Source organism: Paenibacillus sambharensis, from assembly GCF_003233845.1.
Classification (GTDB): domain Bacteria; phylum Bacillota; class Bacilli; order Paenibacillales; family Paenibacillaceae; genus Paenibacillus_I; species Paenibacillus_I sambharensis.
Genome location: NZ_QKRB01000058.1, coordinates 88,224 through 106,705 on the forward strand (window position 1 = coordinate 88,224; position 18,482 = coordinate 106,705).

At 52.9% G+C, this 18,482-nt stretch carries 14 protein-coding genes and 1 pseudogene; 5 read left to right on the forward strand and 10 right to left on the reverse strand.

The window, feature by feature from the left end:
- Window positions 1-310: 310 nt before the first annotated feature.
- A complete protein-coding gene (locus DNH61_RS24525) occupies window positions 311-2,410 on the reverse strand; it encodes a HelD family protein (protein ID WP_111149575.1) in 2,100 nt (699 codons plus the stop codon).
- A 331-nt stretch (window positions 2,411-2,741) separates the two neighbouring features.
- Between DNH61_RS24525 and DNH61_RS24530 the strand changes: the two genes are divergently transcribed.
- From DNH61_RS24530 to DNH61_RS24540, 3 genes are all read left to right on the forward strand, one after another.
- On the forward strand, window positions 2,742-3,791 hold the full coding sequence (locus DNH61_RS24530) for a glycosyltransferase family 4 protein (RefSeq protein WP_111149577.1): 1,050 nt from the start codon (window positions 2,742-2,744) through the stop codon (window positions 3,789-3,791).
- A 213-nt stretch (window positions 3,792-4,004) separates the two neighbouring features.
- Window positions 4,005-4,898, forward strand: coding sequence for a glycoside hydrolase family 43 protein (locus tag DNH61_RS24535; RefSeq protein WP_111149579.1), 894 nt, complete (start codon window positions 4,005-4,007; stop codon window positions 4,896-4,898).
- 197 nt (window positions 4,899-5,095) lie between these two features.
- Window positions 5,096-5,734, forward strand: a complete 639-nt coding sequence (locus DNH61_RS24540) for a hypothetical protein (protein WP_111149581.1) — start codon at window positions 5,096-5,098, stop codon at window positions 5,732-5,734.
- A 170-nt stretch (window positions 5,735-5,904) separates the two neighbouring features.
- Here the strand turns inward: DNH61_RS24540 and DNH61_RS24545 are convergent, their stop codons facing one another.
- The 8 genes from DNH61_RS24545 to DNH61_RS26545 form a co-directional block, all read right to left on the reverse strand.
- A complete protein-coding gene (locus DNH61_RS24545; RefSeq protein ID WP_111149583.1) occupies window positions 5,905-6,921 on the reverse strand; it encodes a GDSL-type esterase/lipase family protein in 1,017 nt (338 codons plus the stop codon).
- 145 nt (window positions 6,922-7,066) lie between these two features.
- Window positions 7,067-7,903 carry a carbohydrate ABC transporter permease gene (locus tag DNH61_RS24550; RefSeq protein WP_111149585.1) on the reverse strand — a complete coding sequence of 279 codons (837 nt, stop codon included), beginning with the start codon at window positions 7,901-7,903 and terminating at the stop codon, window positions 7,067-7,069.
- Window positions 7,904-7,905: 2 nt separating this feature from the next.
- A complete protein-coding gene (locus tag DNH61_RS24555; RefSeq protein WP_111149587.1) occupies window positions 7,906-8,802 on the reverse strand; it encodes a carbohydrate ABC transporter permease in 897 nt (298 codons plus the stop codon).
- 116 nt (window positions 8,803-8,918) lie between these two features.
- The gene (locus tag DNH61_RS24560; protein ID WP_111149588.1) at window positions 8,919-10,247 is read right to left on the reverse strand and encodes an ABC transporter substrate-binding protein; all 1,329 of its coding nucleotides are present in this window, start codon (window positions 10,245-10,247) and stop codon (window positions 8,919-8,921) included.
- Between the two features lie 120 nt (window positions 10,248-10,367).
- On the reverse strand, window positions 10,368-11,927 hold the full coding sequence (locus DNH61_RS24565; protein WP_111149590.1) for a response regulator transcription factor: 1,560 nt from the start codon (window positions 11,925-11,927) through the stop codon (window positions 10,368-10,370).
- A complete protein-coding gene (locus DNH61_RS24570) occupies window positions 11,920-13,674 on the reverse strand; it encodes a cache domain-containing sensor histidine kinase (protein ID WP_146241143.1) in 1,755 nt (584 codons plus the stop codon). The genes DNH61_RS24565 and DNH61_RS24570 overlap by 8 nt, the downstream gene beginning before the upstream one ends.
- 167 nt (window positions 13,675-13,841) lie before the next feature.
- On the reverse strand, window positions 13,842-15,146 hold the full coding sequence (locus DNH61_RS24575) for an ABC transporter substrate-binding protein (protein WP_111149594.1): 1,305 nt from the start codon (window positions 15,144-15,146) through the stop codon (window positions 13,842-13,844).
- A 244-nt stretch (window positions 15,147-15,390) separates the two neighbouring features.
- Window positions 15,391-15,537, reverse strand: coding sequence for a hypothetical protein (locus DNH61_RS26545; protein ID WP_181438858.1), 147 nt, complete (start codon window positions 15,535-15,537; stop codon window positions 15,391-15,393).
- 124 nt (window positions 15,538-15,661) lie between these two features.
- Here DNH61_RS26545 and DNH61_RS24580 point away from each other — a divergent pair, with 124 nt between their 5' ends.
- A complete protein-coding gene (locus tag DNH61_RS24580) occupies window positions 15,662-16,591 on the forward strand; it encodes a macrolide 2'-phosphotransferase (protein ID WP_111149596.1) in 930 nt (309 codons plus the stop codon).
- A 123-nt stretch (window positions 16,592-16,714) separates the two neighbouring features.
- On the opposite strand, the pseudogene DNH61_RS24585 reads toward DNH61_RS24580, so the two are convergent.
- Window positions 16,715-17,209 (reverse strand): annotated as a pseudogene (locus tag DNH61_RS24585) (Gfo/Idh/MocA family oxidoreductase); the annotation flags it as partial.
- Window positions 17,210-17,408: 199 nt separating this feature from the next.
- On the opposite strand from DNH61_RS24585, the gene DNH61_RS24590 reads away from it, so the two are divergent.
- On the forward strand, window positions 17,409-18,452 hold the full coding sequence (locus DNH61_RS24590; RefSeq protein WP_111149598.1) for a polysaccharide lyase family 1 protein: 1,044 nt from the start codon (window positions 17,409-17,411) through the stop codon (window positions 18,450-18,452).
- Window positions 18,453-18,482 lie beyond the last annotated feature (30 nt).

An 18,482-nucleotide genomic window follows, 5' to 3' on the forward strand; every position in this document is an offset into this window, starting at 1 on the left:
GTATCAGCCATAGTGGAGAACGAAGTAATTGCAAACATTCTTTAACTATTGTGTGTCTCATCGTCAACCCTTCTCTAATAGGAGTGCGGCAAGAAGTTTCTTGGCATCTTGTTAGGTTAACGACAGACTTATGGAAAAATATTTACAATTCACCTAGAAAAAGGAATATTATGAACAAAAAAAGCCGGTCCACGACTATCCGGGACCAGCATGTTTTCCACCTGTATTCATCTATGAACCGTTAAGATCGGGCAAGACAATTCGCATTTCTCTTCCCGTTTAAACCGCCCGCCTCATTTCAGATCCTCCGCTACCCCAGCAGCGGCGAAGCTTCCCCTATGTGCAGCAAGGTCAGGCGGTGCAGCGCTCTGGTGCAGCCGACATACAGCAGCTTGGCATCGGCAGGGGAAGCGGTGTAACGCCCCTCATCCACATCCGGCAGCAGCACGGCATCGAACTCCAGACCCTTGGCCATGTACACCGGTACAACCGATACGCCGCCCTTGTAAGCCTGCTGCCCTTCGAGAATCAGGGAAACCTCGACGCCTTCCCGCTCCAGCATGCCATGCACACTGCGGCACTCTTCATCCGTCCGGCAGATGACCGCGACCGTCCGCATGCCGCCTGCCACCTGCTCCTCAATATACGAACGGACCCGCTGGTCCCGTTCATCCGTGCCCGCACAGCGGACAACCTCAACCGGTTCCCCGCTGCGGAAGACCGGCTGCGCCGCCGGCAGCCCTGTATCCGTATAAGGCAAAATCGTGTTCGCAAACTCGATAATTTCCAGCGTTGAGCGGTAGCTCTGCTTCAGCTCATGGTAGGAGGTTTGCTCCGGCTTGAACAGCTCCGACAGTTCCTCCCACCTGTGAATGCCGCGGTAGGCATGAATGCCCTGCGCGAGATCGCCCAGGATCGTAAAGGACGGCTCATTCATGAATGACTTATACAGCTCGACCTGCAGCGGCGAGATATCCTGCGCCTCGTCCACGACAATGTGATCGAGCATCCGCCCCTCAGCCGCATGGATCTGCCGGTGTATCCAGCACAGCGCCGCCAGATCCTCCTGCCTGACCACACCCTTCTTCAAACCCGCCTTGGTCTGTTCCGCAATGGTCTGCGGAATTCCTTCAGCCGCCGCTACAGGCGAAGCCTCCACACCGAAGAACCTGCGGTACAGCTGCAGCGCCGTCACCTCGGGCAGCTTCTTCAGGAAGGTCCGCAGCCGCTGCTTGCCCGTCTTGCTGCGTTCCTTGCGCTTCTTCGGGTCCGCAATCTTGCCAAGCTCCATCTCCAGCCAGCGGTTCAGCCTCGCAACGAGCCGGTCCCGGCGCGCTGCCAGCGGATACGGCCTATATTCCACCTCAAACCATTCACGGAGCGTCCTGTACGGCAGATGACCGCCCTCCCAAGGCTCGAAATCCAGCTCCGGAAGGTAGAACTGCTCATATTCGCGCAGCCAGCCTGCCAGCAGCTCCTTGAATACCATCGAGCCCTTGTAGCGCCCTGAGGTCCATTCGCCTTCCTCCGGCCTGGCCGCTTCAAGCGAGAACCAGCGTTTGCCTTCCTGATCGTCCTCTGCGAGACGCACCTCGTCACCAAGCAGCTCCAGCGCCCAATCCGTGAATGTCGTCTGCCGTACATTCCCGACGCCCAGCTCCGGCAGCACCCCGGATATATAATCGAGGAACATCGTATTCGGCGCAAAAATAATCATCCGGTCCGCGCGCACCTGGTCCTGATACTGGTACAGCAGGAAAGCCAGCCTGTGCAGCGCCACTGTTGTTTTCCCCGATCCTGCCGCCCCCTGGATAATAAGCGCCCTCGCACGCGGGGCACGGATGATCTGATCCTGCTCGGCCTGAATTGTGGACACGATGTCGCGCAGCCGATTATCCTTCTTCTCCCCCAGCCTGTAGAGCAGGAACTCATCGCTCAGTCCCAGGTTATCGCCGCCTCTGACATAGCTGTCCACGACGCGCTGGAGCACCTGTTCACGGATCGACAGGTTGCGCTTCAAATGGATTTCGCCGCCCACAATCCCTTCAGGCGCTTCGTACTCAACAGGCTCGTCACCTCCCGTGAAGGAGTAGAACAAGCTGGCTACCGGCGCCCGCCAGTCAATAATATACGGCTGCCCGGTCTCCTTCTTCTCCATGCCGCGTTTGCCGATGTAGAGCGGCGCCGCACCGTCCTTGCCCTTCTCGTGAAAATCCAGCCGACCAAAATACGGCTCAATCTCCAGCAGCTGCAGCCTTTCCCGGCTCTCCTCGCGCTTGGCATCGAGCAGCTGCTCCACAAAATCATTACCATAATACCGCGGGCCGATCCCCGCTAGCTGCTGCCTGACTTCCTCCAGCGTTTCCTTCAGGCGTGTGCTTTCCTCATGGTAGGCACTTTGAACGTCCATTCAGTTACCTCCTATATTATCGTTCGTCTGCAGACCTTAATCATTGTGCCACATTCTGCTAAGAAACAATAGACTTATATTCAAAAATTTGCTATGCTGTTGATTAGAGGGTTGCCTAAAATAATTAGAACGCATGTTCGGTTTTTGGGGAGCTGTTCGATCAAACTGTTTATGAGACCGGCTTCTGAAGAAGCCGGTTTTTTTGCGTCCTAGGAACCGTACTTGCAGACTGAAACAGCATGCAGCCCGCAGACTTCATCTATTCCTTGGCCCGCCCGAATACGGCCAAAATCACTTCCTATCCTAGAAGAGATGAAAGGAGAACTTGAAGATGAGAATAGCCATGCTGTCACCTATTGCCTGGCGCACGCCGCCCCGCCATTACGGCCCATGGGAGCGTGTCGTTTCCCTGATTACGGAAGGACTTGTCAAGGAAGGGATCGATGTCACACTCTATGCGACCGCCGACTCGCTGACATCGGCCAAGCTTAGGAGCGTCTGTCCTGCAGCCTATGAAGAAGACAGGGAACTCGACCCGAAGGTTTGGGAATGCCTGCATATTGCGGAGGTTATGGAACAGGCGGATGAATTCGATATCATTCATAACCACTTTGACTTCCTGCCGTTATCGTACAGCGGGCAGATCCAGACGCCTGTCGTCACAACGATACACGGCTTCTCCTCGCCCAAGATTCTGCCGGTCTACCGCAAGTACAATGCAAGCTCCTACTATGTCTCGATAAGTGATGCAGACCGCTGCGCCGAGCTGAACTACATCCGGACAATCCATCATGGCATCGACCTGGAGGCATTCACGTTCAACCCGCGGCAGGGCGATTATCTCGTCTACTTCGGCCGGATTCATCATGACAAGGGCACACGTGAGGCCATTGAAATCGCCAAGCGAACCGGCATGAAGCTGGTGATCGCAGGCATTATCCAGGATCAGGACTATTATGATGCTTATGTAGCACCGCATCTTGGCACCGATATCACGTATATCGGCTCCGTCGGTCCGAAGGAGCGCAATGAGGTGCTGGGAGGCGCTTATGCGCTCTTGCATCCGATCCATTTTCACGAACCGTTCGGCTTGAGTGTTGTCGAATCCATGGCCTGTGGCACCCCTGTGCTTGCCTTCCGCAAGGGCTCGATGCCCGAGATCATTGAGAATGGACGCAACGGCTACGCCGACGATACACTGGATGAGCTGGTGCGGCGGATTCCCGAAGTCAGCGGCATCTCGCGCGAGGGCTGCCGGCAGCTGGTGGAGGAGCGCTTCAGCCAGCAGCGCATGGTTAGAGATTACATCGGAGTCTATAAGGAAATTATGGACAAGCATGGTGGTGTGATTTCTAGGGGCGGGTCACTTACGGTTGGCTAGAACTAGACAGCTAAGCAGCTGAGCATCCTGATTTGGCATTGTACTGCCGCCGGGATGCTCTTCTTTGTACAAAAGGCACAACCCCCGGTCTTCTCCCGTGAAACCAACCCGCTGCAGGCTTCGTCTACTTCTTATACGCCGGACAAAAACCGTGCAGCCATGTTTTAGCAGCGGCTGGTACGATTAATTATAGCTGAGGTGATAGCCAACACTATGAAACCCTTATCCCTGTCTGAGATTAATTTGCGCGATCCCTTCATTCTCACAGACGAGAGAACTGGGGCTTACTATCTGTACGGTACTGACGGTGCGACCGCCTGGTCGGGCAAGCCAACGGGCTTTGATGTCTATATCAGCCGGGACCTCGTCAGCTGGGAAGGGCCTGAGCCTGCTTTTCGCCCGGATGAGGACTTCTGGTCGGACCGTCACTACTGGGCACCAGAGGTACATCAATGGAACGGACGCTGTTATATGTTTGCCAGCTTCAAGTCGGAGCAGCAGACACGCGGAACCTCCATTCTTGTATCGGACAGTCCTGTCGGGCCTTTCATTCCGCTGTTCGGCGGCAAGCCGGTAACACCCGATGGGTGGGAATGCCTCGATGGCACGCTGCATGCAGATGATGAAGGCCAGCCCTGGATGGTGTTCTGCCGGGAATGGGTGGAGGTGAAGGATGGCGAGATGTATGCCGTGCGCCTGTCTCCCGACCTGAGCCGCGCCGATGGTGACCCAATTCTGCTGTTCAAAGCCTCGGATGCCCCTTGGGCAGTAGCGGTTGGCGATAACAAGGACAGCTACATCACCGATGGTCCTTATATGCACAGACTGCCTGACGGTGAGCTGGTCATGCTCTGGTCCAGCGCCGGTGAACAAGGCTATACCATGGGACTGGCCCGCTCTTCAGGCGGTATCGAAGGCCCATGGACACAGGATGCTCAGCCTGTATTCGCGAAGGACGGCGGTCATGGCATGCTGTTCCGCACCTTTGAAGGAGAGCTCTGCCTCACCATTCACATACCGAACGCCAATCCGCAGGAGAGGCCGGTTATTTTCAAGGTGAAGGAAGAAGGCAGCAGGCTTGTGATTGAAGGACAGGCTGGGCAGTAGATGCGCAGAGAAGCGGTTGTTATACTGGAAGCCCTTGTTGCGCTCTATCGGTTGCAGAGAGCGTCCGCTGCCGCGTTCCTGTCGTACGGTTCTATCCGCTATGCTGTGTGGAGGTTCAGAGTGAAGCGATTCAGTCATTAAACCTGGGTTCCACTGCTACAGATCTGCACGACCCTACTAAACAGGAGGTATCCATTATGAACAAAATATTCCGCTATTCCACAGTGCCGCTAATATTGCTGCTGATGCTGCTGGTCAGTGCCTGCGGCGGGAATACCAACACCAACGCGCCGGCTGAGCCGCCTGAGAATTCAGCTGTGGACCCAACCGACAATTTGACCAATGAAACAACAGGCAATGATTCAGACACTGGATCAGAGGCTACGCCGGGCAATGCGGGCACGAATTCGGGCGGGACTGAAGGCAGCGCGGCCGATGCAGCCGATGAGAATCCCGATACCGCTGCCGGTTCTGAAGATGCACCTTCCTTCTTTGGTGAGTGGACAATCAGCAAGCATGTCGGTTCAACCGGAGTATCGACCGAACCAAACAGCGGTATTACCGGACTGACAGTGGTTTATAATGCGAACAAAGCATCTGTTGGCCAAAATGAGGTTCAGTCCCCTGTCTATGAGGAGTATGAGATGACGAAAGAGGCTTTCCTCATGGAATACCGTGTGGAGCTTAGCGACATCGGTATCGAGTCCGAATCCGTCAAGACGATCGTGGTGGCCAACTGGAATGGCGGAGGGAGCTTCATCATTCTGCGGGATGAACAGCCCCCGATTGTCCTGATAGACGGCAACTTCTACGAATTAGAGAAGGCGGAGTCGTAAGACAGGCATCTGCCAAGAGAATAGAACAGGAAGACGAAATAATAAGAAACCGTTTCTTAGTAAAATGGGCCTGCCATTTACGAAAGGAACGGTTTCTTTATGCATTCTATATACTATTTTTAACTTCATCTACCGATGCTAACGAGATGACTTCGCCCCCGAGCTCTGTTCTATGAAAGCACAGCCGCAACCAGCCGCTCCGCGATCAGCTCATGGCCCGCCGCGCCCGGATGGACAAGGTCGACGGACAATCCGGCGTAGTCCGGCAGAAGGTCAAGTCCGCTTATGTAGCTGAAATGCGGCGACTGCAGCTTCTGTACCGCCTCCTGCACAATTCCTCGGTACTCGGCAGCTCTCGGGTTCCCGGCAGCATCATGGATGCAGCGGAACAGATCGGTTACGATGACGGGACGTTCACCGGCACCGTCCGCCAGCACGCGCAGGAACCGGTTCACCGCCTCCTCGAACCTCGCCGGCTCCCACAACCGGATGACATTAATGCCCATCTCCACTGTTGCCAGATGCCAATCCTTCCTGCCCGCTATATACCCCGCCATAGCCTCATCCATCTGGGCACTGCCGGCCGAGCCCATGTTGATCAGATCCATCCCCAGCCTGCGTGCTGTCCGCATCGCGTAGGTTCCGGTCGGCTGTACCGAATCGCCGCCATGTGTAATCGACGATCCGTAGGCCACCATAGTCTTCCCTGGCAGCTGGTCCGCACGCGGCCGCGTAATGTTTCCTTCTATCCCAACCAGCCTGCACTCCCAATCATACGGCAGGACGACGCGTACGACTTCAGGGTCAAAAGCCATCCCCTGCTCCTTCGCCAGCCGCTTCAACACATCCATATGAGCGGGTCTGCGGATTGTAACAGCCACAGTGTCTGTTCCAACCGGTACAGGGGTCTCCGCATACATGCCCTGGAACATGCCAAAATAGACTTCCGCTAGGCCATAGGCAGCCGCTGCTTCCGACTCTGCCCGCCGCAGCAGCACGGCCGCTTCCTCGCCCTTCATGACGAACCGGATCTCACAGCCGCAGGTGTTGAACGCTCGCTTCTGCGCATCCTCGTTGATCCGCTCCCGGACATCTGCCGGTACCCGGCTCAATCGGTAATCTCCCTGTCCTGTCCGTTCCGCTTCCGCCACATTGTGCAGCAGCACTTGATCAAGCACAGATGTCATCCTTTCTTCTCCCCCTTTGCAGCTCGTGACAATAGCACTTTGCTTCCCTGCCTGTTTCCATCTCACAGTCCTGCCGTCCAAATAAACAGGCTGCCGGTACACGAGAGGTACCAGCAGCCTGTGTTCGTCAAAATTCTATCTGCGCTTACTTCAATCCGCTGGTGCTAATCCCCTCGACAATATACTTCTGGAAGGCGAAGAATACGGCGATAACCGGAATCAGGGTTACAACGGACATGGCGAACATGGCGCCCCAGTTGGAGAGGGTGTCATTATCCAGGAACATCTTGAGTGCCATAGACACCGGATACATCTCGGGCTTGTTCAGATACAGCACCGGACCAATCAGGTCCTCCCAGCGCCAGTAGAATGAGAAGATAGCCGATGTAGCAAGCGCCGGGGCGATCAGCGGCAGAATAATCCGGTAGAACAGCCTGAACTTGCCGCAGCCGTCAATGGTGGCCGCTTCATCCAGCTCATGGGGCAGTGTCCGAATGAACTGAACCATCAGGAAGATGAAGAACGGCGCCCCGAAGAAGTTCGGAATTATGATCGGCAGGAATGAGTTCAGCCAGCCCAGCTTGGCAAACAGAATATACTGCGGCACGAGCACGACGTCATGAGGCAGCATCAAGGTAACCAGCATGATGATGAACCAGAAGCTCTTGCCCCAGAACTGCAGTCTCGCAAACCCGAATGCGATAAGCGCTGAGGACAGCACAACGCCAATCGTGGACAGAACAACAATGATCAAGGAATTCGAGATAAAAGTCGAGAAGGTATAACCGCCGATTCCTTTCCAGCCTTGAACATAATTCTCCCATATCCAGGGGGAAGGAATCAGAGATTCAGCTGTCGAGAAGATCATGGTACTCGGCTTGAATGAGCTCATCACCAGCCACAGCACAGGGTACAGCATGAGCAGCGCGCCGCCTGCCGCCAGGATATGATACATCACCAGTCTGACCGGTTTGCTTCTCATGTCTAGTTGCCCCCTTTCGACTCATAGTGAACCCACATCCGCGAGCTGCGGAACAGAATAGCCGTTATGATGCCAACGATAATCAGCATGACCCAGGCCATAGCCGAGGCGTAGCCCATGTCGAAGTACACGAACGCCTGACGGAACAGGTAGAGGGAGTACAGCAGCGTGCCGTCAAGCGGACCGCCTTCACCCTTCGAAATAATGTAGGCTGGAACGAAGGTCATGAATGCGCTGATCGTCTGCATGATCGTGTTGAACAGGATAACAGGCGTCAGCATCGGAATCGTGATTTTGAAGAACTTCTGGAAGCCGTTTGCTCCATCAACTCCCGCTGCCTCATACAGACTGCTTGGGATATTCTTCAGGCCTGCCAGGAAGATCAGCATGGAGGAACCAAACTGCCATACCGACAGGAAGATCAGCATCCACAGCGCCGCAAGCGGCTCAGCAAACCAGCGGACAGCCCCGATGCCAAGCGTATCCAAGAAGAGGTTGACTACCCCTTCATCGCCGAACAGGTTGCGCCACATGATAGATACAGCAACACTTCCGCCGATGATGGAGGGCAGATAATATAATGTACGGTATAAACCGATTGCCTTCGAAGCCCGGTTCAGCAGCATCGCCACCATCAGCGCGAAAGCGAGACGGAGCGGTACTCCTGCAAAGACATAAATTAATGTTACCTTCAGTGATGTGGCATACTTGCTGTCTGACATAAACATTTCCTTGTAGTGTTCGATACCTACCCATGAGGGTGTCGTAAACAGATCATAGTCCGTGAAAGATAGATAAAGCGATGCGATTACTGGGATTAACGTAAAACAAAGGAACCCGATGACGAACGGCCCGATAAAGGCATAGCCCGTCAAATGCTGTTTCCATGCCACTTTCATTCGTTCCAACTCCTACTGCCCTAGGCACGTATGGGATTTCGGCTGAAGCTTGCCCGGCCGGGTGAGACCAGCCATGAGGCTGGCCTCCCGTCTCCGGGTTATCCGTCGGGAATTATTTATTTATTCTTGCCAAGTACGGCATTGGCTTCCTGGCGGAATTTCTTGGCTGCTTCTTCCGGTGTTATCTTCTGGAAGTCCATCTGTTCGGAATAGCTCTTCAGCATGTTCATGATTTCCGCAGCACCTACCGGATCCGGCGGATCCATCGGCGTGCTGTTTTCTTCTGCCCATGCCACATAGTCGAATACCTTGGCTTGCGCTTCATCCAGATCCGGCTTAATGGCTTCCTTCACAACGGAGGATACCGGTACACCGCGCTCGCCTTTGATCAGTTTGTTCGCTTCCACGCTGTTTACCCAGAAGTCGATGAATTTCGCCGCTTCCTCCTTTTGCTTGGAGTTATTCGAGATGGCAAAATACATGCTTGGCTTCAGGTAAAGTCCCTGCTCCCGGTTTGGCCCCGGCATATGCAGCATTTCGAGAGGCACACCGGCAATCTGTTGAATCGAAACATACTGGTTCGTCCACTGCCAGATGCCGACGCCCGTACCTTTAACCATCGGGTCATCCTCGGGACCTTTAATCTGTGCTTTCACATCTGGCGCAGGCGCTGCACCGTACTTCACAAGCTCTGCCAGCCGTCCGAAGAATTCAACGAACAGGGCATCATCTTCATAGCCGAGTGCATTTCCTTCCGCATTGTACAGATGCTGGCCCTTGGTGCGGAGGAAATACCCGAAGAATACCTCCGGACGCATACCGGTATCGAAATAAAGACCTGTGTTGTCCTTCACCTGCTTGGCGATCCGTACGTAGTCCTCCCAAGTCCAGTTCTCATCATCGATCTCTTCTACGCCCGCCTTCTTAAGCGTCTCCGGATTATACTGGAACTGAACGGTATTGACACCAACGTTGAACGCGTAGAGCTTGACGTCCAGCTTGCCGCCGGCAATGGCATTTTCCGAAATGTTGTCCACATTAATCTGTTCGCCAATGTAAGGCGTCAGGTCGGCCAGCTGTCCTTTTTGCGCATACTGGGTGAAGTAGGAGATGTCCATCTGAATAATATCCGGAAGCTCGTTCGCTGCCGCCTGCGGCGCGAGACGCTTCCAGTAGTCATCGAAGTTCGCGTATTCCGGCTCAATCGTTACATGAGGATTCTCCTGCTGATAAAGCTTGATGACTTCAAGTGTGTAATCATGCCGAGGCTGACCGCCCCACCAGGCCATCCGGAGCTTAACCGGCTTCTGCTCTCCGCCTTCTCCGCTGTTACCGCTTCCTCCATCGTTGCTTACATTACTGCCTCCGCCGTTGCTGCCGCCGCTGCATGCTGCCAGCGAGAACACAAGCGTAAAGGCCAGCATAATGGTCAACCATTTTCTCATGTTTGACGAGCCCCTTTCTCTTATTTAGAAATGATAAGGCTTACATCTTTAATTTTAGCTATTTTGGTCACATTCGGAATCCAAAAAACCGTTTACATTGTTTAAAAAACAGAGGTCTCGTCAAATGAGTGTCTTTTTGTAATCGGATGGAGAGCAGCCGGTATGCTTCTTGAACACCTGGCTGAAGTACTGCGGGTTGTCGCCATACCCCAGCCGGTCCGCCAGCTCATAGACCTTCACATCGTCGGCTTCGGCGATCAGCTCGACCGCTTTTTCCATACGCAGCCTTGTTACATAATTGGAAAACTTCTCGCCCGTCTCCTTCTTGAACAGCTTGCCGAGGTAATCCGGGTTCATGAAGAGAATTTCACTTGCCACCCAGTGCAGCGACAGCCGGGACTCGCCCAGGTTCTCCAGAATGCAGGAGATCATCCGGTTCACCATATCGGAATGCTTGTTGCGGTGCCTCTCGTAATTAGCCGTGCAGACTTCCCGGATCGACTGGAACATGAACTCGCGGATGGCCTGCAGCGTATCAAGCTCATCCAGTACCGCAAGCCCTTTCAGCCGCTCATGAATGCGGGAGGGCTCTCCCTGCCTGGCACAGGCCACATAGATTGGAATGACGTAGGATTTGGTAACGGCTGTCTCCAGCCGCAGCTGCGAGAGCGTCTCAAATACATGGCTCAGCTCACGCTCGGCATCCTCCCAATGCCCGGATTTCACATACAGGCACAGCTGTTCCTCGTCATAGATGAAATCATCGTCTGAGCGGCCGGGCCCCGCGTCGATGTCCTGCTTCGTAATCAGGCTGCCTTCCCCCAGATAGAACCGGTGCTCCAGGCATTCCAACGTATCCCGGTACATGCGGCGCGCGCCTGTAATATCATCGGGATCACTGACAGCCGCAGTTGCTTCGAGCTTGTAGTAGCGCCGGAAGGTGCCGCGGATTTCGGCAACGAGCGCATACAGCAGGTCCGTCTCACTCATATCGCGGATCAGCAGCAGCACCTGCTTCCCAATTGTGGTGCTCAGCAGCAGCACCTGTTCACCGAGCAGGTCCTGGGCAATATTCTTGAGCGCAAAGATATGTTCAAATTCATACTCCCCTTCAATCTGTAACAGCAGCAGCCGTACCTTGTCATGCTCGACGGGAATGTTGAACAGCCGCCTGAAATTGTCCCAATCCCTGCGTCCGTAGGTCCGGTTCGTTACCAGCTCCTTCAGGAACTGCTCTCGCGCATGCGGCAGCACCCGCTTCAGCTCCTCCTCCGTCTTCTGAATGAAGGCCTCCTTGCTCTGCTTGCGGCTGAGCCGGCCGGCCGCCTCCTTCAGAGCATCCTCAATCGTCTGCTCGTTGCAGGGCTTCAAGAGATAATCCTTAACCCCGTAACGCATGGCCGTGCGCGCATAATCGAAGTCGCTGAAGCCTGAGAGCATGATGAACTCCATGTCCGGGTCCGCTTCCTTCACCTGCTCAATCAGCTGCAGGCCGTCCATGCCCGGCATCTTGATATCGGTTATAATGATGTCCGGCCGTTCCCGTTCAATGCTTGCCTTGGCTTCTATCCCATTGCGGGCGGTGCCGATCAGCCTGGTTCCGCAGGACGCCCAGTTTACGATCGCCGAGATCCCGTCCAAGATAATTCGCTCGTCATCCACCAGCAGTACCTTATACATGAGAACCCCTCACTTCCTTCGGTAATCGGATGCTGACACAGGTGCCTTCGCCGCGCTTGCTGCGAATGCTGACGCCGTAAGACTCTCCGAACAGCAGCTTCACCCGTTCGTTAATATTGCGCAGCCCCACGCCTGTGCCCTTCGGTTTAACCACGCCCTGATTCAACTGCTCCAGCAGCGACTCATCCATTCCCGGACCATTGTCCTCAACGCTGAGTATGATGTGGTCGCCTTCGTCGGTGGCCGAGACCTTGATCTGACAGCACTCCAGCATCTGCTCCAGGCCGTAGTTGACCGCGTTCTCGACAAGCGGCTGCAGCGAGAGCTTCGGAATGCTGTACGGCTTCAGTTGATCGGGGATCTCCAGCTCGAATGCCAGGCGCTCTTCGAAGCGGATTTTCTGAATGTTGATATAATGGCTGACAATATCCAGCTCCTGCTCCAGCGGGATCAGCGGCTCCTTCAGGCCGATGGAGGTCCGCAGCAGGTAGCCAAGGGATTCCACCATCACGGAAATCTGCTTCTGCCCGCCCAGCTTGGCCGTCCAGTTGATCGTCTCCAGCGTGTTATATAGAAAATGAGGGTTGATCTGCGCCTGCAGCATCTTGAACTCGGATTCCTTAATCGACAGCTGCTTCACGTAATTCTCCTTGATCAGCTCGTCAATCCGCTGCAGCATAATGCGGAAGTTGCGGTGCAGCTGGCCCGCTTCATCCATTGGCATCAGCTTGTCATCCGGTTCCTCGGTGTAGGTGAAGTTGCCCATCTGCACCCGCTTCATCTTCGTGTTCAAACGTTCGATCGGATCGGTGATTCCTTTGGAGAAGCGGAATGAGAAGATGACAGCAGCAAGGAACAGCGCGCCGAACAATACAACCGAGAGCTGCTTGACCGTCACAATCCGGTCGAAGATATCGTCGTACGGGATCATGGTCAGATAAGTCCAGCTCGTATATTCGGAAGGGACATAGGTCATGAAATACCGCTTGCCGTCCCGGTCGATAATCTGGAAGCCCTGCTCTCCGGTGCCCAGCGCGCTGAGCCCGGCGATTGTTTCCGGCGGGTCAATCGGGTAGACCATCCGGTCGCCGTTCAGGATGATGAAGTCAGCCTGCCGGTTGAGCCCCAGCGAGAAGTTGCGGATCAGCCGCTCCATATCAATGCGGATCATAATTGTACCGAGCTGCTCCAGGCTGAGCTGGTCGAAGGAACGGATCAGCCGGGCTGCCCCCAGCGCACTGTCATCCTCATTAGGAAGTATCCAGGTATTCCCGCCATCGTTGCCTGCCGTCTCACGCTTGATCCTCCGCAGCTGCTTGCCGGTTGTTGTCACCCGGTTGACGCCTGACGAATATTCTCCGTTGAAGGCATCCGTGATCTGATAGGAGAGAACATACTGATCAAGGACGCCGAGGTCAATCATCCGCTCCCTAACTTGGGCAGATACCAGGAAGTTGTCGTACTGCGAGCCGCCATTGCGGATCTTCGTCAGGTTGCTCTGTATGGATTCATCCGTGGCAATACGGTAGGAAAGCTGCTCCATCTTCCTCAGTTCATTTTCAATACCGACAGAGGTCAGGTTAAGGGCTTTCGCCGACTGCTCGTAAATTTCCTCATCGTAGATCTCAAAAGCATACTGCTGAATCAATACAATTAGAATGCCGACCGTCAGCATCACAGCCGAGATCAGCACGAACAGCTTGAATTTGATGCGAAGCTGCTGATAAAGCGTTTTCAATCGGGGCAATACAGCTTCCTCCCTCCTGGTGCTTCTCTCCTATTGTAGCAAAATCACCCCAGGAGGACATCATACTGTGGGCATGATCTGGCGGTGTTGCGGTGGCAGCTTTGGCGGCTATGAGAGGCGGCAAAAGAAGGGGCCCGGACCATTAAGGCTCGGGCTCGTGCTTTATACTACTCTGCTTGCTTCTTGTTTTCATTGTCTAGAAGAAATTGAATCTCCTCTTGCAGCTGCTTCATTGCAGTATCTATATCCCTATCTCCATTAATAATCGAACGAATGGCCTCATCACCCAGTGCATATATTTTTGTGTCTAAATGTAAAGGGATAATCGGATACACGATCTCAATAGGTCTTAATTTATAAAAGGCTTCTATATTATGCGAGCTGTCCATTGCTTTAACTACATCTTCATTGGCTATTAATTGATCCTTTATCCCGGATCGCAGCAACGTATTTGCAAACTCTTTACTGCCTATATACTCAAGAAATTTAAATGCCGCCTCCGAATGGTTCGTTTTCGAATAAATGCCGAACATATTATTTACATAAACGGATGGACTTTGATCCGGTGTTGACGGGTCAACTGGAATAGTGACCAAATCCCATTCGAAATTCGCCTTCGAAAAGTAAGTCATAGCATTGGAATAATCGGTGGTCATAGCAGCATTACCGAGGAAAAATAGATTATCCGCATAAGGCTCGCCTTGTGATCCCCCGCCTGTTGCAAGAAACCCTTGTTGCACGGAAGATGAAATTAACTCTATAATTCTCTTCCATCTATCCGAATATAGCGTTATGTTTCCGTTGCGATCTGTATAAGTCATTTGACTGCTTAACGCAATGTCAGTTGCTAAACTGAACAAATTACGGCCATTGTAATAATATCCATAGCTCGCTGAATTATTAGAAGCCGCATTTGAAAACTTGGACGCAAGTAAGAAGACGTCCTCCCATGTCATCTGATTAGTTGGATATGCAATATTGAAATGGTCAAACATATCTTTGTTATAATACAACGCTTGTCCAGTAAAGGTAGGGGACACCGCATATAAACTCCCGCCGCCTTGCTTCCGTAAATAACCCGTTACGTTCTCACTTATTTCATTTAGACCGCTGTCCTTGTCAATATACGGATCCAGGTCAAGCAGCAATCCTTCCTCAATAGCATATTGAATGTTGTCTACCAATATAATATCAGGCATTTCAGACTCAACTAAGGTTTTAAACTCTTCATTTGTTAAGCCATCTTTGTAATGGGGGTCAAGTGGTATTACTTCGATTTGATATTCCGGGAATTTTGTTAAAAATACGTTTCCGTATTTACTAAAAAACTCATCTGAATTATCGTACATTATTTTCAAACCCACAGAACCATCAGGCAGTTGGTTAGAGCATGATAAAAGCAAGGTACAAGCAAGTGACAAAATCACCGCAGTAAATAAACTCTTTCTCCTCATTATTTTTGATCTATTCATTCATGGGTCCCTCCAAATTCTGGTATATTAGTAGAGACATCTGGAGCCAGCTAAAAGTTTCAAATAGACATGAGAAAACAAGCCACTCCACTTGCTATAACCCTTGATCATCTGCCGGCTGCCCACAGCGGAAGCTTGAAATTATAGGTTGATGGTCTTTCCATATCATGGTAACATTACCTTAACTTTATTGGAACGGAGGGTTACGTGTGGTAAATCACATCCGGTTGCGTAACGTATGCATCTAACTGCAGCTGTACGTTATCTCTGCCTGCCGGCGGAGGAATCGGGAGTGGTCTGCCTGCCCACGGATAACCCTGTTGATCTGACCTTTCAAGGATGAGCGGTCCTTCTCTGCCACTTGGCGGCCTGCTGCTCCTTGTCCTGTCATGTATGAACGGCGTCACCCTATACGAATGGCACCCGGCATTCTCCATTTCCGTTCACTCCGGCACAGGCAGCGATATGCCTGTGTTTTTCTATTTTCTAAATGCGAGCGAAGGAGTGGTTACAGAATGAAAACTGTGGATCGTGATGAAGACGGAAGTGTTAAGCAGGAGCTCATCAGAGCTGCAAACGACAATGGCCTCCTGCTGAATGAGGATGATTTGGAGCTCAACGAGTCGGGAATGGATTTCCTCGTCGCTTTCGCGAAGGATCTAGAAGGCCAGAGCTGGGTGCTGCGCAAGCCAAGAAGAGCGGATGTATGGGAGCGGGCACTTAATGAGCGCAATGCGCTGAATCTGGTTCGCCGCTACCTGCCGGTACAGGTACCCGATTGGAGGATTTGCTCGCCTGAGCTGATCGCGTATCCGCTGCTCAGCGGCCAGCCGCTGGCTGTTGTGGATCCCGCGGGAAGCGGTTATCTGTGGCAGGTTGAGCAGCAGGCCTTGAATGATTCGTTCTTCAACTCGCTCGCAAGAGCACTGGCTGCCCTGCACAGCATCGATCACGCTGCCGCAGCCGAGGCCGGGCTTAAGGTTAAGCAGCCGCTCGAAGCCCGGGAGGCATTCGCGGAGCAGTTCGAAGAGGCAAAGCGTTACTTCGATATCCCCACCCCTCTTCTCGAGCGATGGACGATCTGGCTATCCGTCAGCTCGGGTTGGCCTAGCCACTCGGTACTGAACCATGGCGATCTGCATCCGCCGCATATTCTGATCGACGAGACGCAGCGTGTAACAGGCTTCATTGACTGGACGGAAGCCGAAGTTGGCAATCCGGGGAAGGATTTTGTCATCTATTACGCCCTCTTCGGTGATGACGGGCTTCGTGACCTGCTGAGGCGCTACGAGCTGGCAGGCGGGAAAGTGTGGCCTGAGATGGCCCAGCATATCGCCGAGCAGTGGGCGGCCTATCCGATCCAGGTAGCCGCATTTGCCCTCATGACCGGCAAGGAATCCGATATGGAGATGGCGCAGAATATGATTGACGGCTGGCAGGTTTAGCTGGCTGATAAGGCACTGTAGCTGCACTTACACACAAAAGAGGCTGTTCCAAGCGCCATCTGAGATGGCGCGGAACAGCCTCATCATTTTTCGTCAGGAATACCGCAGTCAGCCCTGCTTGCCTTACCCGTGGAACTTCACCAGATCCGCCACCTGCACCGGCTGGCCTGTACGGATGGCCTTGTTCGCCGCAATGCCCGTCAGGATCGAGCGTGCTCCGTCCGTGTGGTCGGCCGCGCGCTTGAATTTGTCCTCTACCGGAACGCCGAAAATATCATTCAGCAGCACCGGATCGCCCCCGCCGTGACCGCCTACGCCTTCCTCCACTTCAACCTCATAAGGAGCGCCGAACATCGGGAATACATGGATGGACTTGTTCTGCAGGGCGCCTTCCAGCGCCTTGTCACCGCCTGAGTTGACGTAAGACTTCTCTACAATCTTCATCTCGATGCGGCCCTTCGTGCCGTTGAAGGCAATCTGATAGCCCTCCCAAGGCATATACGCATTCAGGGAATAGGTCAGAATCGCATTGGTCTTGTAGCGGACCATCACGCCCATCGTATCCTCAATATTGATGCCGTCGCCGAACACGCTCTGATCGCGGCGGTAGCCGTCCTCGGGACATCTATTACGGCACCCTGGTAATCCGGTTGGAGAAAGAAGGACGATCACGGAAAGCTGCAACCGCCGAGGTTTTCCATTTTACCTCTCCCTAGCAGTAATGGTTAAGTTACGCAATTAACATTGACAAAAACAATATTTGAAAGATACTATAATTATGTGAGAATAAGGATAAAAAAAAGGATGGTGTTTTGTATTGAAAAGGCTTTCACTCTTGATAGCTGCAGTTGTACTCTTGGTTGTGGCTTTCCCCTCAACCTCACCTACTTTCGGGGCAGCTAATTTTCCAAACACAGGCACGACAGGGCTCACGGGGTTCGCAGGGAATGCCAAAAATGAATATGGCGTTTACAAGTCTGCTGTCACAGGCGGCAAAAACGGCCAGATCATCTACATCAGCAACCTAAATGATCTGCGGACGCATGCAGCCGGCAATACTCCCAAAATTCTTGTCATTGAACGAAACATTTCGTCGTCCACACTGCAAAAAGTCAATTTCGGCGCAAACAAAACGATCGTGGGTTCATATGACAACCACACCCTGACGAACATACATTTTCGCTCCACTTCCAACTCGGGCAATGTCATCTTCCAGAACCTTACCTTCCAGCATTCTGCCAACATCAACGGAAATGATGATATCCAAATGTACATAAACTCAGGTTCGAACTATTGGATTGATCATGTCACGTTTGCGGGACACGGCTACAATCCCAATGGTAACGATCTGGATAAACTGCTTTATATCGGAGATCGAGCGGATTACATTACAATTAGCAATTCCAAGTTCTCCAACCACAAATACGGAATCATCCTGGGTCATCCTAATGACGGCAACAGCAATTATAATGGCGTGCCTCATGTGACCATGGCCAATAATTACTTTGAGAACCTGTACGTTCGTGGTCCAGGGCTCATGAGATACGGATACTTCCATATCAAGAACAACTATGCGAACAATTTCAACCAGGCTATTACAATTGGCGAAAAAGCACGCATTTATTCGGAAAACAACTATTTTGGTGCCGGTGCGGAAAAAGGAGGCATTCTTGATGACAAAGCCAAAGGTGAATTTACCGATACGGGCAGCACGCCGGCCTTGACCGCTCCGAGATCACCAAGAACGAACTGGAGACCAAGCAGCAACTACAGTTATGAAGTCCGGGATGCAAAATATGCACGCGAGTTTGTGACCAAATACGCAGGCTCGTCTAACACAACGCTTGTCTTTGGTAAATAAACTTCAAGTCTGCTTTGAAGTCCATACGAG

What these genes read in the sequence shown, in the direction of transcription:
- DNH61_RS24580 (WP_111149596.1), top strand. Translation starts at nt 15,662, where the DNA reads ATGAAAACTGTGGATCGTGATGAAGACGGAAGTGTTAAGCAGGAGCTC.
- DNH61_RS24575 (WP_111149594.1), bottom strand. Translation starts at nt 15,146, where the DNA reads ATGAATAGATCAAAAATAATGAGGAGAAAGAGTTTATTTACTGCGGTG.
- DNH61_RS24525 (WP_111149575.1), bottom strand. Translation starts at nt 2,410, where the DNA reads ATGGACGTTCAAAGTGCCTACCATGAGGAAAGCACACGCCTGAAGGAA.
- DNH61_RS26545 (WP_181438858.1), bottom strand. Translation starts at nt 15,537, where the DNA reads ATGACAGGACAAGGAGCAGCAGGCCGCCAAGTGGCAGAGAAGGACCGC.
- DNH61_RS24530 (WP_111149577.1), top strand. Translation starts at nt 2,742, where the DNA reads ATGAGAATAGCCATGCTGTCACCTATTGCCTGGCGCACGCCGCCCCGC.
- DNH61_RS24565 (WP_111149590.1), bottom strand. Translation starts at nt 11,927, where the DNA reads ATGTATAAGGTACTGCTGGTGGATGACGAGCGAATTATCTTGGACGGG.
- DNH61_RS24550 (WP_111149585.1), bottom strand. Translation starts at nt 7,903, where the DNA reads ATGAGAAGCAAACCGGTCAGACTGGTGATGTATCATATCCTGGCGGCA.
- DNH61_RS24555 (WP_111149587.1), bottom strand. Translation starts at nt 8,802, where the DNA reads ATGAAAGTGGCATGGAAACAGCATTTGACGGGCTATGCCTTTATCGGG.
- DNH61_RS24560 (WP_111149588.1), bottom strand. Translation starts at nt 10,247, where the DNA reads ATGAGAAAATGGTTGACCATTATGCTGGCCTTTACGCTTGTGTTCTCG.
- DNH61_RS24545 (WP_111149583.1), bottom strand. Translation starts at nt 6,921, where the DNA reads ATGACATCTGTGCTTGATCAAGTGCTGCTGCACAATGTGGCGGAAGCG.
- DNH61_RS24535 (WP_111149579.1), top strand. Translation starts at nt 4,005, where the DNA reads ATGAAACCCTTATCCCTGTCTGAGATTAATTTGCGCGATCCCTTCATT.
- DNH61_RS24540 (WP_111149581.1), top strand. Translation starts at nt 5,096, where the DNA reads ATGAACAAAATATTCCGCTATTCCACAGTGCCGCTAATATTGCTGCTG.